We start from the raw sequence: 16,207 nt of genomic DNA, 5'->3' as shown, positions 1-16,207 counted from the left end.
ATGGACCCTTCGATACTCGACCTGCTCCACCGGAACGCCCGGAATTCCCCTGACGCGGTGGCGATGAGCGCGGGCGCCCCGACCGGCTGGGAGTCGGTGACCTGGGCGGAGTTGTGCGCCGCCGCGTCGGCGGTGGCCGGGCGGGCTCGCGGGCTCCCGGTCGGCGGTGGTCCGGTCGTCCTCGTCGTGGACAACAGCATCGCCTGCGTCACCGTGTTGCTCGGGCTGGCCATCGCCTCGCGCGAGGTGCTGCTGGTGGAGTCCGCCAACTCGTACCTGACCGACGAACAGTCGGCGGTCTTCCGGGCCGCACCCTCGTGCGTGGTCGGACCGGACGGGCACGCGACAACCGCATCCGCCCGGCTCACCTACCTGGGTTTCGGTGACCTCACCGTCGGCCCGTCGGGGGCTCCGGCGCGTGGCGGGTACGGGTCGATGATCCATCAGCTCACGTCGGGATCCACCGGCGAGCAACGGATCGTCCGCCACAGCGTGGACAACATGGTGCGGGGCGGCCACCTCTATCGCGACGTCCACGGACTGACCGATGCCGACACCGTCTTCGTGACGGTTCCGCTCGCGCATTCGTTCGGCCTCATCGGTGGACTGGCTTCCGCGCTAGTCTCCGGTGCCCGGCTGCTGACCCTGACCCGCTTCAACCTCCGGGTGCTGCTGGCGGGCCTGCGCGACGGCGCGACCGTCATGCTGAGCACACCGCTCGGATACGAGCTCATCGCCTCGGCGAGCGCTCCCGAGCGCCAGCAGAGCAGCCTGCGCCTCGCGTTGTCATCGGGCGGGCCGCTCTCGGAGCGCGTGGCCGCCAAAGCCGCGCACCGGCTGGGCGTCCGCATCCACCAGATCTACGGCAGTACCGAGACCGGTCTGGTCGCGTGCACGTACGACCGCGCGGAGCCGTGGCCGGACGGCTCGGTGGGCCGGTTCGCGCCCGGCGTCGAATGGCGGATGACACCCGACGACGCGACGGCACACGACGACGCGGGCCGGCTGCTCGTGCGTACCGCCACCATGTTCGACGGCTACGCGGACTCCGCCGCGCCGGACGCGGGCGACGGGTTCTACGACACCGGCGATCTGGTGCGCGTCGACGAGCGGGGCCACCTGTTCGTCGTCGCCCGGAAGAACACCTTCGTCAACGTCGGCGGCCGGAAGATCAACCCGCGGCGCATCGAGCGGGTGATCGCCGAACATCGCGAGGTCGCCGAGATCGCCGTCTACGGCGCCGAGTCCGATGGCGACGAGCAGGAGATCCACGCGGCCGTCGTGCTCACCGGTTCGACCGGCGTGGCGGAGCTGCTCAGGTTCTGCCGATCCCGGCTGATGCCGTACGAGGTGCCGCATCGCGTGCACGTCGTATCCGAACTGCCGAGGACCGCACTCGGGAAGGTGTCGGTCCAGCGGCTCATCCGAGAAGGGGCATGACATGACCGAGCCAACGGACGAGTACGTCGCGGTGGTCGGCCTCGGCTACGTCGGGCTGCCGCTGGCGTTGTCGCTGGCGCGGTCCGGCAGGCGGGTGGTCGGCGTGGACGTCGATCCCGAGGTGCGCGCCGCCCTGGCTGCGGGCACACCGCGGTTCGTCGAAGCCGGCCTGACGGAGCTGCTGAACTCCGTCCCCGTGGACCGTTTCACCGTGACCGACCGGTTGCCCGACGTGGCGCCGCGCGCGGTCGTCATCTGCGTCGGCACCTCGATCGACCCGGCCACCGGACAGCCCGACCTGCGGCACCTCGTCGCGGCCACCGAGCACATCGCCGAGCACATGTCGGCGGAGACGCTGGTCGTCGTCCGCAGCACCGTGCCGGTCGGCACCTGCCGGCGCTCGCTGCTGCCGCTGCTGCAGGCCCACGTCGACGCTCCGATGCTCGCCATGTGCCCGGAGCGGATCATCCAGGGGCAGGCGCTCCGCGAGATCGAGGCCCTGCCCCAGATCATCGGCGCGCTCGACGACCGGTCGCTCGAACGAACCTGCCGGCTGCTGAAGCCCGTTGCGGCCGACCAGGTGATCGTCTCCTCGCTGGAGGTCGCGGAGATGGTGAAGCTGGTGTGCAACGCGCACACCGATCTCATCTACGGATTCGGCAACGAGGTCGCGCTGATGTCGTCGGCGCTGGGCATCGACGCGAACGAGGTCATCGCAGGCGCCAACCTGCGCTATCCGCGGCCCGACCTGTCCCGGCCGGGCTTCGTCGGCGGAAGCTGCCTGATCAAGGATCCGTACCTGCTCATCCACTCCGCCGCCGAGGCGGGATACCGGCCGCCGATGGTGGCGGCGGCGCGTGCGGTCAACGAGCGCGTGCCCGGACACGTCCTGGACGCGGTGCTGAAAGCCCTGGCGGCGAGGGGACGGGCAGCCGCCGACGCCAAGGTTCTCGTGTGCGGTATCGCCTACAAGGGGCATCCGGAGACCGACGACGTGCGCGGCTCGGCCGCGGTGGAGGTCGCGGCGGCACTGCGCGACCGGGTGGCCGTGCTCGCCGGTCACGACTTCGTGGTCGACCCGAGCCGGATCGCGAGCACGGGTTACGAGCCGATGAGCCTGGCCGACGGGTTGACCGACGCCGATGTCCTGATCCTGCTCGTCGACCACCCGCGCTATCGGGATCTGGACGCCGAGTCCCTGCGCGCGCGGATGCGACAGCCCGCGATCGTCTTCGACATGTGGGGTCTGCTCGACTCCGAGCTCTCGGGTGTGCCCGACGTCGACTACCTGAGGTTGGGCCGTGGCTGAGCGGGTTCTGATCACCGGCGGCGCCGGATTCGTCGGCCGGCACCTGGCCCGCCGCCTGCTGCGCGACGGCGCCGAGGTCGTCGTCCTCGACGACTTCTCGCGCGGCCGCGCCGATGCCGAGCCCGACGAGGGGCAGCGGGGGCCCGAGGTCGTCGAGCACGACCTGACCACGCCGATCCCGCACGGACTGCTCCGCGGCGACTTCGACACCGTGTACCACCTGGCTGCCGTCGTCGGCGTACGCCGGGCGAACGAGAACCCGAGCCATGTGTTGCGCACGAATGTGCTGGCCACCGTCAACCTGCTCGACTGGTGCCGGCTCACCTCGCCCGCGACGCTGTTCCTCAGCTCCACGAGCGAGGTCGCCGACGGCGCCATGCGGATGGGCCTGGCTCCGTTCCCGTCCCCGGAGGACCTGCCGTTCGTACTTGCCGAGCCGCGGGCGCCGCGGGGCTCCTACGCCCTCGGCAAGATCGTCTCGGAAACCCTGTTCCTGCAGTCCGACGCGCGGTTCCGGATCCGGATCGGCCGCTACCACAACATCTACGGCCCGCAGATGGGCTACTCGCACGTGATTCCCGAGTTCATCGAGCGCGCATTGTCCGGCGCCGACCCGTTCGCCATCCACGGCGACGCGCAGACCAGGGCGTTCTGCTACATCGACGATGCGGTCGAGGCCACGATCGGCCTCGTTCGCCTCGACACCGTCGATCCGGTCATCGCGAACATCGGAAACGACCGCGAGGAGATCAAGATTCGCGACCTCGCCGACCGCGTACTGGCCCTCGCGGGCGCCCGGCCCGAGATCGCCGTCCACGACCCGCCCGCGGGATCTCCCGATCGCCGGCTGCCGGAACTGTCGGAGCTGCGGCGGCGCATCGGGTACGAGCCGAAGGTGGATCTGGACACCGGGCTACGTGCGACCTTCGACTGGTACTCGCGCCACCGGCGCGCGGGTACGGATCGGGACGGTCGATGAGCGAGGTGGTGATCACCTTCGGCGGCTATCCGTCCGCACCTGCGGGCGCCGAGCGGATGGCGTGGCGAACCGGCGAGTCCCTCGCCCGGCGCGGCCATTCGGTCACCGCACTCACCGACTCCCGGCCACCGGACGATCTGGACGGCGAGGCGGTGCGGTCCCTCCGATCCGATCGGGACCTCGCGCGGGGCTGGCAGGCCGATGTCGTCCACGCCTACGACCTGGCCAAGCCGGAGTACGTGGCGATGGCGCTCGATCTCGTCCGGCGCGGGGGCGCCCCCTTGGCGCTGACCCCGGCGACCGCTCCGGAACTGTGGCCCGACCCGGCGCTGGGGCGCACCGCATGCCGCCAGGCCCGAGTCATCTACGTGCTGACCTCGGCAGAGGCGCGGGTGCTGTCGGGGTTCGGCGCGGCACCGGATCGGATCCGCCCGATTCCCCACGCTCCCGACCTTCACGGCCGCCCGGACCCGACCGGATTCCGCAGGCGGCTGGGACTGCGCGGGCCCACCGTCGTGTTCGCGGGACGGCGGATCCCGTCGAAGGGATACGCCGAGCTGCTCCGGGCCGCGCCGCTGATCTGGCGCACGCTGCCGGATACGCAACTCCTGTTCCTCGGACCGAACACCGACCCGGCAGCGGCGGAGACGTTTCGCGCCCATGCTGATCCGCGGATCATCGACCTCGGCGCCGTGGACGAGCAGACCAAACACGACGCGATCGCGGCCGCCGCCGTGTTGTGCCTGCCGAGCAGCGCCGACGTGTTCCCGCTGGTCTTCCTCGAGGCGTGGGCGTGCGGGAAACCCGTCGTGAGCGGCGACTTCGTGGGAGCGGACAGCGTCGTCGAGCACGGCGTCGACGGCCTGATCGTCACGCCTCGGCCTGCGGAGATCGCCGAGGCACTCGTCCGCCTGTTGTCCGACGACGAGATCCGGTCCGCGATGGGGCGGGCCGGGCAGGCCCGGGTCCGGCAGAACTTCACCTGGGACCGCGTGGCCGAGAGCGTGGAGGCCGGTTACTGACATGAAGACCTCGACGTCACAGCCGACGACGGCTCCTGAGTGGCGGGTCAACCTCGCCGACAACACCATCGGCGACGAAGAGATCCAGGCCGTCACCGAGGTCCTGCGGTCGGGGTGGTTGTCGCCGGGGCCGCAGACCCGCGCGTTCGAGAGCGAGTTCGCCGAGGCGCTCGGATGTCCGGCCGCGGTGGCGGTGAGCAGCGGGACCGCAGCCTTGCACCTGGCGCTCCTCGCTCTCGGTGTCGGGCCCGGCGACGAGGTGATCGTGCCGTCGCTCAGCTTCGTGGCCTCGGCCGCGATGGTGGCTCTGCAGGGCGGTACGCCGGTGTTCGCCGACATCCGATCGGAAACCGATCCGACGATCGACCCCGCCGATGTGCGCGGACTGATCACCGAGCGGACGAAGGCCGTCGTCGCCATGCACTACGGCGGGTACCCGGCCGATCTGGCTGCGCTCGCCGATCTCGCCGACGAGCACGGCATCGCGTTGATCGAGGATGCCGCCCACGCACCGGTCGTGCAGGCGGCGGGCGCCATGCTCGGCACGGTCGGGGATGTCGGCTGCTTCAGCTTCTTCGCGACCAAGAACCTCACCACCGGGGAGGGCGGCATGGTGGTGGCGCGCGATCCGGCGCTGCTGGACAGGGTCCGCTCCGCGCGGTCGCACTGTCTCTCCTCCTCCACGTGGGACCGGCTGCGCAGCGGCGATGCCGACTACGACGTCTCGGCCATCGGTCTCAACTACCGGCCCACCGAGGTCGCGTCGGCCATCGGCCGGGTCCAGCTCGGGAAGCTCGCTCGCGATCGCCGTCGTCGCGGGGCGCTCACCGCCGCCTATCGGGAGCGGCTCGCCGCCGTACCCGGCCTGGTTACTCCCTTCGCGCACTACGACGGTGACTCGGCCCGGCACCTCATGGCGGTGCTGCTTCCGGACGGGGCGGACCGGACCGGCGTGCGGTCGGAGCTGCGGCAACGTGGTGTTCAGACGTCGGTGCACTACCGGCCCACCCACCACTTCACGTTCTACCGCGAGCGCTTCGGCACGGGGCGACACCTGTTGCCGGTCACCGACGCGGTGGCCCCGCGGCTGCTGTCGCTGCCCTTGCATGCCCTGATGTCGGACGACGATGTGGCGCTGGTCGTGGACGGCCTGTCCGAGAGCATCAGCCGCTCATCGGAGAGGTCGCTGTCGTGAGCTTCACCGTCGGTGGCGGCCGGCTGTTCCGGGACGGTCGGCCCTTCCTCGCCCGCGGGGTCGACTACCACCCGTCCGCAGCGGGCTGCCGGATCTGGACCGAGTGGGATCCGAGCGCGGTAGCCGATGACTTCGCCCGCATGGCCGAGGCGGGGCTGAACACGGTGCGGTTCTTCGTGTTCTGGCGCGACTTCGAGCCGGAACCCGGATGTGTCGACAAGGAGATGCTCGGACGGCTGCGCCACGTGGTCGACACCGCCGCGGAGGCGGGTCTCGCCTGCGTGGTCTCGCTGTTCACCATCTGGATGAACGGGCAGTTGCTCGATCTCCCGTGGCGGCAGGGCAGAAGCCTGTGGCGCGACGGCGACATGCTGGACCTCGAGGAGGAGTTCGCCACGGCCGTGGCCCGCGAGGTGGGCGGGTGCGAGAACCTGCTGGCCTTCGACCTGGGTGACGAGATCGGCTGCGTGGACCCGGTCGAGGCGGCGGCGTCGACCCCGGCGGAGATCGCCGGCTGGCAGGCCCGGCTGGCCGCCGCGCTGCGGCTCGAGGCGCCGGACGTCCTCGTGCTGCAGGCGAACGACGCCTCGGGTGTGCTGGGACCGTCCCCCTTCGGCGCCGACAACAGCGCGGCGCTCGATCTGATCGGCATCCACGGGTTCCCGGTGTGGGCGCCGGGGTCGATCGAGTCGACACTGTCGTTCAAGGCGACCAACCTGACGTCGTTCCTGGTGCGCTTCGCCTCCGCATACGGCGTGCCCCTGGTGGACGAGCTCGGCAGCTACGGGGTCGACGACGCCACCGCGGCCGCGTACCTGCGGGCGTCCGCCGCCTCGGCCATCGGCAACGGCGCGTCCGGGATCTTCGTCTGGTGCTGGCAGGACATCGCCTCGGAGGCCGAGCCCTATACGGATCGCCCGATGGAACGGTTCGCCGGACTGCATCGGCTGGACGGTTCGGCCAAGCCGGTGATGCGGGAGTACCGCCGGATCGTGGGTGCCGCAACCGAGCTCGCGGTGCAGCGCCCAGGGCCGTCCGTCGCGGTGTACCTGCCGCAGCGGGTGCGCGCCGCGGGCGGGTCCTATCTGGACAACGGGGTCGCGACGGTGGCGACGTTCTTCTCGTACCTGCTTCTCAAACGCGCACACATCGACTTCGACATCGTCGCCGACGATCTGGCCGGATACGACCTCGTGCTCTGCCCGTCGGTCGCCCATGTCACGCTGCCCGACCTGCGGAAGCTGCGTGCCGTGTGCGATCGGGGCGGCACCGTCTACTTCTCGCTCGGCGACCATCTCCACGGCTTTCCCGGCGAGCCGCTGGTGGGCGCGGAGATCGTGGACCATTCGCCCCCAAGCGACGCGAAGTCGGCACTCCGCTGGGACTCGGAGGAGTGGGCGATCGACTGGGCGGCGACGCGGACGCGGACCACCACGCTGCGGCCCACCACCGCGGAGGTGATCGGTCGCTATCCGGACGGCTCGCCGTGCCTGCTTCAGCATCGGGTGGGCGACGGCCGGTTCCTGTTCACGAACGTGCCGTTCGAGGCCCAACTCGACCGGCCGGAACGGTTGACCGCCGCGGCCTGGGAGCGCTTCTACCGGCGTATCGCCGCCGTCGCAGGCATCGTCCCGGTCGCGGACTGTCCTGACCCGGACGTGGAGATCCTGCCTGCCGACGGTGCCGACGGCCGGCGCTTCGTGGTCGTCAACCACGGTGCGGTGCCGAGCGATACGGAGATCAGCCTGGGCGGAGCGGGCGTCCGCGTCGAACTGGCCGCCAAGGACTGGGCGATCGTGCACGTGCCTCCGGAACGGGCGGGCCGATGAAGGGCGTCGTCTTCCAGGGTCCGCGCCGGGTGACGGTCGAGGCGGAACTCCCGATGCCGCGCGTGCTGAGCCCTCGGGACGCCGTGGTCCGGGTCACGCGGACGGCGATCTGCGGATCGGACCTGCATCCCTACCGGGGAGAGATGCCCGACTTCGCGCCGGGGACCGTGCTCGGGCACGAGTTCGCGGGCGTTGTCGTGGAAGCCGGGCCGGATGTTCCGTTCGCCGTGGACGATCGGGTGTTCGCCTCATATCTGGTGGCGTGCGGGCGGTGCCCGCGATGCGCGCGCGGCTGGCACTACCACTGCGAGCACGCCAGCATCTTCGGCTACTCCACCGTGGTCGGTCCGCCGGTGGCCGGTGGTCAGGCGGAGTACGTCCGCGTCCCGTTCGCCGACGTCGTACTGGCGCGTTCGCCGGACGAACTGACCGATGACCAGGTGCTGTTCGCCGGCGATGTGCTCACCACCGCGTACGCCGCGGCAGTCGACGCGGACATCGGCGCAGGCGACGTGGTCGGTGTGGTCGGTGCCGGGCCGGTCGGGTTGCTCGGAGCCATGTGCGCATCGGCGCTCGGGGCCGCCGAGGTGATCGTGTCCGATCCGGATCCGGTCAGACGGGCCCAGGCCACGGCGCTGGGGATGCATGCGGTGGCCCCCGGCGAGTTGCGCGACAGCTTGGACACGGTGTCCGACGGATGGGGCGCCGGCGTGGTGATCGAGGCCGTCGGCACCGACGCCGCGCTGGCGAGCGCGCTGCGCAGCGCCGGGCCGCGGGCCACGGTTGTCGCGGTGGGTGCGCACAGTGCAGAGGCGATGCCCTTTCCGAGCGGGCTCGCCTTCACCAGGGAACTCACCGTCCGGTTCATCGTCGGTGACCCGATTCGGCACCGCGCCGAGGTCCTCCGGTTGGTGCGGTCCGGCCTCGTCGACCCGGCCCGGCTCATCTCGCACCGGTTGCCGCTCTCCGACGCGCAGCGAGGTTACGAACTGTTCGACCGCCGGGAGGCGTTCAAGGTCGTCCTGACGGCCGACGGTGCTGCGGACCGTCCAGGTATGGCCGTCCGATCGGGCCGATAGCGCGATCGTTCGATCATTACCGAATGCGCCGGCTTCGGCGATATTCCAGTCAGCGGAAACAAGGGAGAGGTGGCGCGCGATGACGCACCTGGAGGCCGTGGCAACCTATCTGCCGCCGGAGAGTGTGCCCATCGACAAGGCCCTCGCCGGACTCGACATCAGCGAATCACAGATCCGGCTCTTCCAGCGTTTCTACGGATTCTCCCGGATCCGGCGGGAGCCGAAGGCCCGGCTGGCCGACCAGATGCTGTCGACCGCGGCGGGGCTGACGGCGCTGCACGGACGGGAAAAGGATGTGCGCTATGTCGTGCAGGCGCTCACCCTGCCCGTCGCCGCGCCCTATCCGACCAATCCGGTGCACGACGTGCGTCGAGCGCTCGGACTCGAACACGCCGTCACCTTCTGCCTGACCCAGCATGCCTGCGCGACCGGTCTGCTCGCCGTCGACGTGTGCGGCAAACTGCTGGCTGCCGACGGCGACCCGGACGCGCTGGCGCTGATCTTCACCGGGGAGAAGGCCTACACCGCCTACTCGCAGCAGTTCATCATCGACACCGCGGTGATGGGCGAGGGGATGGCCGCGATCCTGGTGCGCCAGGGCGGCGACCGCGACGAGGTGATCTCGTACGTGACCCGCACCCACGGGCAGTTCAACCAGGCGCCGTGGTTGACCCACGAACAGGCCAGGGAGTTCGACCAGTTGTATCCCGAGGCCCTCGCCGAGGTGATGCTGGCCGCGGTGGAGCAAGCGGACCTCACCCTGGACGATATCGCGTTCGTACTTCCGCATCACGTCAACCACAATTCGTGGAAGAGGCTGTCGAAGCGGATCGGGTTTCCCATGGACCGGATCTTCCTGGAAAACCTCCCCGAAGTCGGCCACTGCTTCTGTGCCGATCCCTTCATCAACTATCTCACCGTGTCCGAAACCGGCCGACTGCGCCGAGGTGACCACTACATGATGGTGTCGGTCGGCCTCGGTGCGACATTCTCCGCGATGGTCTTCCGGCACTGACAAGAATTCTGGAGGAAGGACCATGCGGGTACTGCCCGACAACTTCAACGCCAGACTGAAGTCGGCCGTGGTGGGTTCGGCCGACGCGAGCCTGGTGTTCCTGGGGAACTTCGAGGTCGAGGGCCGCTGGGCGGCCGGGGAGCTCGGACTGCGCGGCGTCGCCTTCGAGGCCGGCCGAGCCGTGGTCAACCGGATGGACGAGTTCGCCCTGCTGCTCGCCACCGGGACCGACCACGTGGTCCTCAAGCAGGAACCCGACGAGAGCTACCTGAGCTACCTGGACGATCTTGGGCTGGAACTGCCGCGGATCATCACCCCCGGTGGCCAGGACCCGCACCGCGTGGTCACCGAGGATGCCCTGGCCGACCCCGCGACCATCGCCCGCCTGACCCAGCTGGCGACCGAGGGCTGCTGGCTGTCGCCGCACGGGGTCTCGACCCTGGAGGAGGAGCTCGCGCAGCGATCCGGCCTGCGGCTGGCCGCGCCCGGCGCGGCGATCTGCAAGGCGGTGAACAGCAAGATCTACAGCAGGCGCCTGGCCGATGAGCTCGGTCTGCGGCAGGCGCCGGGATGGGCCTGCGACACCCTGGCCGAGCTGGACGAGGCCGTCGCCGGTGCGCGCACCCTGCTCGCGTCGGATCGAACGGTCGTGGTCAAGGACGCGTTCGGGGTCTCGGGCAAGGGCATCGCCGTGATCGAGACCGGCGACCGCCTCGGCCGGCTGCACCGGATGATCGCCCGTAGAGCGGGCTCCTCCGGACAGCGACGGGTCGGCCTGGTGGTGGAGGAGTGGGTCCCCAAGGACGCCGACCTCAACTACCAGTTCACGGTGGGCCGTGACGGCTCGGTCCGCATGGACTTCGTCAAACAGGCGTTGACCGACGGGGGAGTGCACAAGGGGCACCGGTTTCCGGTCTCGCTCGCGCCGGCGCAGCTGGACGAACTGCACGAGGCCGCGCAGCGGATCGGGGAGCGGCTCGCCGCCGACGGCTACTTCGGCGTGGTCGGGGTGGACGCGATGGTCGACCCGGAGGGCGGCCTGTACCCGCTGGTCGAGATCAACGCGCGCAACAACATGTCCACCTACCAGGCACTGGTCCAGGCAACCTTCGCCGGGACCGGAAAGGTGGCGCTGGCCAGGCATTACGTGCTCCGACTGCGGACCGAACTGGCCTTCGACGAGCTGCGGCGGCTGCTGGACGGCGTGCTGCTCGACCGCGACACCGGCCAGGGCCTGCTGGTCAACAACTTCGCCACGGTCAACGCGGCCGGTGCGGTGCGGGGTGCCGCGACCGATCGGTCGTTCGACGGGCGGCTGTACGGAATGGTGGTCGCCCGCTCGGCCGACGAGCTGACGGCCCTGGACGACGAGATCACGGCCCGTCTCGCGGCCGTGTAGGGAGGTGGTGAGGATGACCGAACTCGAGATACAGGGCATACCCGTCTCGGAGCTGGCGCGGGACTACGGCACACCCCTGTTCGTCTACGACGGCGACGTTCTCGTCGACCAGTACGACGGGTTGCGGCGGCAGCTGCATCCGAAGCTGGAGATCTTCTTCTCGCTCAAGGCCAACCCGAACGTATCCGTGTGCGCGCTGTTGCGTTCCCGGGGTGCACGGGCGGAGGTGTCGTCCGCGGCGGAGCTCGTCACCGCGATCCGCGCCGGAGTCTCACCGGGGGACATCGTCTTCGTGGGCCCGGGCAAGAGCGCCGACGAGCTGGCCGCCTGCCTGGACCACGACATCTTCGCCGTCGTCTGCGAGTCGCTGGGCGAACTGGAGCTGATCGACCAGCTGGCGCGCCTGCGTGGCACGGTCGCGCGCGTGGCGCTGCGGGTCAACCCCGCGTTCGCCGTCAAGGGGTCCGGTCTGACCATGGGCGGCAAGCCGAGGCAGTTCGGTATCGACGAGGCGCAGCTCGAGGAGCTCGGGAACGCGAGGCAGCGGTTTCCCGGCGTCCGGTTGATGGGCGTGCACGTGTACATGGGCACGCGCATCCTCGCCGAGGACGTCGTCATCGAGAACACCCGGCGCATCCTGGAGCTGGCTCGACGGGTGTCGGCCCGGCTGGAGTTCGAGCTGGAGCTGGTCGACATCGGCGGTGGGCTCGGAGTGGCGTACTTCGACGGCGAGCGTGACATCGATCCGTCGGTGCTGGCGGCGGGGCTCGAGCCGCTCATCGCGGAGTTCGCTGCCGCCAGTCCGCGAACCAGGCTCGTGATGGAGCTCGGCCGGTACCTCACCGCGCTCGCGGGAACGTACGTGGTGCGGGTCCGGTACGTGAAGACGTCACTGGGACACCAGTTCGCGATCACCGACGGCGGCACCCATCACCACATGGCCGCGGTCGGTATCGGTTCGTTCGTGAAGCGGAACTTCCCGATGCGACTGCTGGATCGAGCGGAGCCGCCGACCGAGCGCTGGACCGTGACCGGGCCGCTGTGCACTCCCAACGACACCCTGGCCAAGGATGTCGCCCTGCCCCCGGTGCGGGCCGGTGACCTGCTGGGTGTGCTGCGATCCGGGGCCTACGGGCCGACCGCCTCACCGGTGCTGTTCCTCGGCCACGGCGCTCCGGCGGAAGTTCTGGTCCATTGCGGTCGGCCGTACCTGATCCGTGACCGCGACCGCACCGAGGATCTGCTGCGTCCGCAGCATCTGCACGACTTCTCGGCGATCGAGGGTGCCGAGCCGTCCGACCGATTCCGACAGTTGAAGGAACTGAAACGATGAACCAGGCCGTGAACCAGGCCACGATCAGCGACAAGGTCGTCGCCACCATTGCCGGCATGGTCGAGGTCCCGGCCGATCGGCTGGAGTGGGACACGCGACTGTTCGACGATCTCGGGCTCGATTCGACGAGCGCGCTGGAACTGCTGATGCGGATCGAGGACGAGACCGGAGTCGAGTTCGACGACGACACCCTCGAGCAGCAGCACTTCGAGACCGTGGGCTCGCTCGTCGGGTACACCCTCGAGCAACTGAAGGGATAGGCGACATGCACCCTGCAACGTCCGCCGCGCCCCAGGTGTCCGGCACGCATACCTTGCGGTTGGCGCGCATCGAGCGCAGGTTGTTCGGGCGCGGTGAGCCCTACAGCGCCGAGTTCGTGAGCTACTTCGCGGACCTGGCCGGGCAGTTCGAGAAGCCCTTTTGTGAAGAGTACTTCACGGGCGCGGCGCCGAACTCGTTCACCGACATGGTCACCGAGATCCTGCCCGCGGCAGCGCAGCCGGGCGAAACCTTCGACCTCGCGCTCATCGCGCATTCCACGCCGGACTCCCGGCCGACCCGGCCGGCCTGCTACCTGTCGGACGTCCTCGCCGGCAACCCCTTGTCCTTCGCGTTGTCCGAACAGGGCGTCACGGCACCGTTCACCGCGCTCCGGATCACCGGCGAATACGCTCGCGATGCGGCTTTTCGCCGGGCGATGGTGATATCCTTGGATCAGAGCTTCCTGTGGAACGGCGCCGAGGCCCGGATGCCGGAAGGAACGCGGATGCCCGGCCGCGACTCGGCGGTCGCGCTGGTACTGGCCCCCGACGGCGCGCTCGGTGCGGTGTCGGTCCGGAACTTCGCCGATGTGGCGGCAGGCGAGGTGCGCAGGCTGGCCGCGGAGCAGTTGCGGGACCTCGCCGCACCCGGGACGCCGCTGACCACGATCGCCGGAGTCGGTGTCGATCCCGAACTCGCCGAGGATTTCCCGATCCGGTGGGCCCCCGGAGATCTGCCCTGCACCGGGGTGTGGTCGGAACTCGCCGACGGCCTCGAGCGGTGGACGGCAACGGGACAGCGGGTGGTACTGGTCGATTATGATCCGGTATTACGGTATCTGTCATTCTGTACGGTTGACGTGCCGCGGGGCGAGTCGGACCCGTTGGCAGGGGTGTGACAACCGATGCGGCAGCATCATGCCGTCAGCAGGTCCCGACCGTCCGCGAAATAAGCACGGTCAAGCACCGCGATCGCCTGTTAAATTAATTTTCAGCGACCACAGCGCCGTTCGTCGCCAGGGGCCGAGAATTGTTGACAGGGGACTGCGATGACTGAGGTTTCTATCGAGTACGCCCGCGCCGGAGTGGCCGGCCAGTTGGTGTACGCGCTACTCGCGGAGAACGAGGTTCTGCGCCGGGAGATGGCGGTGGTACTGCGCCGCCTGCCGGCCGTCGACGCCATTCATCAGTGCCCGGACTGGGTCGAGGTGGAGCGGTTGCTGCGCTCCACCAAGATCGATGTCCTGATTCTGACCTCCGCCGAAGGGCATCGGCTGCGGGCGTTGGGGCGTCATGACTTCCGGCCCAAGGTGCTCATGCTCATCGACGAGGAGCAGGCCGCCGATCCCGGCCCGCTGGCGGATCTCCCGGTGGACGGTTTCCTGCTGCGCCAGGAGTTGTCGGCGCGGTCGCTGCACGATGCGTTGCGGCGGATGAGGAGCGGGGAGATCCCGATGCCGACAGTGCTCACGAGGCAGTTGCTCGGACGGGTCGGTGCCCAGTCCGGGAATCTGCGCCCGGTGTCCCTGACCGCCCGGGAGAACGAGACCCTGGCACTGCTCGCCGAGGGACTGAGTAACAAGCAGATCGCGCGCCGGCTCAGGATCTCCGAGCACGGCGTGAAACGTCTGGTGGGCAGTCTGCTGCTGAAGCTGGGTTCACCGAACCGGACAACAGCCGTCGTCACGGCCATGAAGTTCGGAATCATCGACGGCATGTGACCGGAGGAAATGGTCGTGGCACTGCATCCGCAGACGGACGCGGTATTGCAACTGATGACGGCGTCCTATCCCGATATCGGCGCCGGCGTCACCGATGCCGCTGCAGCCCGGCGGATGCTGAACCAGGTCAAGCAGCCACCGGCGCCGCACCTGCCACGGGTGGAGGACCGGGTGATACCCGGTCCGCCCGATATCGCGGTGCGGATCTACTGGCCGGGGACGCAGACCGGGCCGCATCCGGTGATCGTCTACTTCCACGGCGGCGGTTTCGTCCTGTGTGGTCTGGACACCCACGACGGCCTCTGCCGGATTCTGGCGGCCGGTGTCCCGGCGATCGTGATCTCCGTCGACTACCGGCTCTCGCCCGAACACAAGTACCCCGCCGCCGTCGTGGATGCCTACCGCGCGGTGTCCTGGGCTCACAAGCATGCGGTCTCGCTCGGTGGTGATCCGAGCCGGATCATCGCGGCAGGCGACAGCGCGGGCGGGAATCTGGCGGCGGTGACCTGCCTGCGGATCCGCGACAGCGGTGGTCCGCCGGTCGCGTTCCAACTGCTGCTCTACCCGTGGGTGGACTTCCTGGCCGATCTGCCGTCGCGCCGGGACAACGCGGAGGGCTACTACCTGACCGCAGCCCACCTGCGCTGGTTCGAGCAGCAGTATCTGAACGACCCGGTCGAGGCGGCACATCCGCACGTGTCGCCACTGCGCGCGGAGAATCTCGCCGACCTGCCGCCCGCGATGGTGCTCACCGCGGAGTACGACCCGCTCCGGGACGAGGGCGAAGCCTACGGTTCCCGGCTGGCTGAAGCCGGTGTTCCGGTGCAGGTCTACCGGGCCGACGGCCTGTTCCACGCCTTTCTCGCCATGGTGGACTTCCTGCCGGGCGCCCGGGGAGCGGCCGAAGCCGTGTGTGCGGCAGTGCGTTCGGCCGTCGGGCCACGCTAGTTGGTCTGGCGTAGCTGGAGCACCGTCGTGCGGTGCTCCACCGCCGACTCCGGCGCCGGCATCAGCAGTCCCCACCGGCTGGCCAGCGCGATCGCCTCGTGCCGGTTGCGCACACCCATGCGGGCGTACAGGTCGGAGAGCCGGCGGAAGATCTCACGCTGCGAGTACCCCTCGTTGCGGGCGAGGCGGACGACCGATGTGCCCCGGGCGATGGCGCGCAGCCAGCGGATCTCGTCCTCACGGAGGGTCCCGCGCTCGGGGCGTTCGACGGATGACTCGGCCAGCGCCCGGAGGACTGGGGTCGGGAGCAGGGTCTGTCCGGCGATGGCCGCACGCACCACCGCGACGATGTCGTCGGGCTTGGAGTCCCACAGCACTCCGGCATGGGCACCGGCTCGCAGCGCGCCGCAGAAGTCCGCGATCTCCGGCGAGACCAGCACAGCCACCACGATCAGTTCCGGGAAGTCCGCGAGCAGTCCGCGGATGGCGTGCATATCGGCGGTATGGACCGTCACCACCGCAGCGTCGAGCCGGTCGTAGGACGTCCGGAAGTCAGGAGGCTCCGGTTCGGCGACCTCGAAGCCGCCCCGTTCGAGGACGGCTGCCAGCCCGGCGCGAAAGGTCGGGATGCGATCGACGACGGCTACCTTCCCGGTCACGACTTGTCTCCTTCCGAGG

Annotated in this window: 15 protein-coding genes; 14 read left to right on the top strand and 1 reads right to left on the bottom strand. The window is 69.7% G+C overall.

The features are described 5' to 3' along the window. From AC5L35_RS16495 to lipP1, 14 genes are all read left to right on the top strand, one after another. Complete coding sequence (locus AC5L35_RS16495; RefSeq protein WP_495060514.1) at positions 1-1,440, top strand: class I adenylate-forming enzyme family protein; 1,440 nt, start codon at positions 1-3, stop codon at positions 1,438-1,440. A 1-nt stretch (position 1,441) separates the two neighbouring features. Continuing rightward, on the top strand, positions 1,442-2,749 hold the full coding sequence (locus AC5L35_RS16490; protein WP_495060513.1) for a nucleotide sugar dehydrogenase: 1,308 nt from the start codon (positions 1,442-1,444) through the stop codon (positions 2,747-2,749). Further along, positions 2,742-3,728, top strand: coding sequence for an NAD-dependent epimerase/dehydratase family protein (locus AC5L35_RS16485; RefSeq protein ID WP_495060512.1), 987 nt, complete (start codon positions 2,742-2,744; stop codon positions 3,726-3,728). The genes AC5L35_RS16490 and AC5L35_RS16485 overlap by 8 nt, the downstream gene beginning before the upstream one ends. Next, the gene (locus AC5L35_RS16480) at positions 3,725-4,750 is read left to right on the top strand and encodes a glycosyltransferase family 4 protein (protein ID WP_495060511.1); all 1,026 of its coding nucleotides are present in this window, start codon (positions 3,725-3,727) and stop codon (positions 4,748-4,750) included. Before AC5L35_RS16485 ends, AC5L35_RS16480 begins: the two co-directional genes overlap by 4 nt. A gap of 1 nt (position 4,751) precedes the next feature. After that, entirely contained in the window at positions 4,752-5,945 is a 1,194-nt protein-coding gene (locus tag AC5L35_RS16475; RefSeq protein WP_495060510.1) for a DegT/DnrJ/EryC1/StrS family aminotransferase, read from the top strand. Beyond that, the gene (locus tag AC5L35_RS16470) at positions 5,942-7,774 is read left to right on the top strand and encodes a beta-galactosidase trimerization domain-containing protein (RefSeq protein ID WP_495060509.1); all 1,833 of its coding nucleotides are present in this window, start codon (positions 5,942-5,944) and stop codon (positions 7,772-7,774) included. The genes AC5L35_RS16475 and AC5L35_RS16470 overlap by 4 nt, the downstream gene beginning before the upstream one ends. Further along, the gene (locus AC5L35_RS16465) at positions 7,771-8,853 is read left to right on the top strand and encodes an alcohol dehydrogenase catalytic domain-containing protein (RefSeq protein WP_495060508.1); all 1,083 of its coding nucleotides are present in this window, start codon (positions 7,771-7,773) and stop codon (positions 8,851-8,853) included. The genes AC5L35_RS16470 and AC5L35_RS16465 overlap by 4 nt, the downstream gene beginning before the upstream one ends. Before the next feature lie 79 nt (positions 8,854-8,932). After that, positions 8,933-9,868 (top strand): 3-oxoacyl-[acyl-carrier-protein] synthase III C-terminal domain-containing protein, encoded by a 936-nt coding sequence (locus tag AC5L35_RS16460; protein WP_495060507.1) that lies wholly within the window; start codon positions 8,933-8,935, stop codon positions 9,866-9,868. Between the two features lie 22 nt (positions 9,869-9,890). Continuing rightward, positions 9,891-11,267 carry a preATP grasp domain-containing protein gene (locus AC5L35_RS16455; protein ID WP_495060506.1) on the top strand — a complete coding sequence of 459 codons (1,377 nt, stop codon included), beginning with the start codon at positions 9,891-9,893 and terminating at the stop codon, positions 11,265-11,267. 13 nt (positions 11,268-11,280) lie between these two features. Next, positions 11,281-12,600 carry a type III PLP-dependent enzyme gene (locus tag AC5L35_RS16450; RefSeq protein ID WP_495060505.1) on the top strand — a complete coding sequence of 440 codons (1,320 nt, stop codon included), beginning with the start codon at positions 11,281-11,283 and terminating at the stop codon, positions 12,598-12,600. Continuing rightward, on the top strand, positions 12,597-12,860 hold the full coding sequence (locus AC5L35_RS16445; RefSeq protein WP_495060504.1) for an acyl carrier protein: 264 nt from the start codon (positions 12,597-12,599) through the stop codon (positions 12,858-12,860). Before AC5L35_RS16450 ends, AC5L35_RS16445 begins: the two co-directional genes overlap by 4 nt. A 5-nt stretch (positions 12,861-12,865) precedes the next feature. Continuing rightward, positions 12,866-13,759, top strand: coding sequence for a hypothetical protein (locus AC5L35_RS16440; RefSeq protein WP_495060503.1), 894 nt, complete (start codon positions 12,866-12,868; stop codon positions 13,757-13,759). A 243-nt stretch (positions 13,760-14,002) separates the two neighbouring features. Beyond that, positions 14,003-14,581, top strand: coding sequence for a helix-turn-helix transcriptional regulator (locus tag AC5L35_RS16435; RefSeq protein ID WP_495060502.1), 579 nt, complete (start codon positions 14,003-14,005; stop codon positions 14,579-14,581). Between the two features lie 15 nt (positions 14,582-14,596). Then, a complete protein-coding gene (lipP1, locus tag AC5L35_RS16430) occupies positions 14,597-15,529 on the top strand; it encodes a LipP1 family hormone-sensitive lipase (RefSeq protein WP_495060501.1) in 933 nt (310 codons plus the stop codon). On the opposite strand, the gene AC5L35_RS16425 is transcribed toward lipP1, so the two are convergent. After that, entirely contained in the window at positions 15,526-16,188 is a 663-nt protein-coding gene (locus tag AC5L35_RS16425; RefSeq protein WP_495060500.1) for a hypothetical protein, read from the bottom strand. The genes lipP1 and AC5L35_RS16425 overlap by 4 nt on opposite strands. Positions 16,189-16,207: the final 19 nt, after the last annotated feature.

It is taken from the genome of Pseudonocardia sp. OZ21 (assembly GCF_059359135.1).
This window is presented reverse-complemented; position numbering and strand designations above follow the sequence as displayed.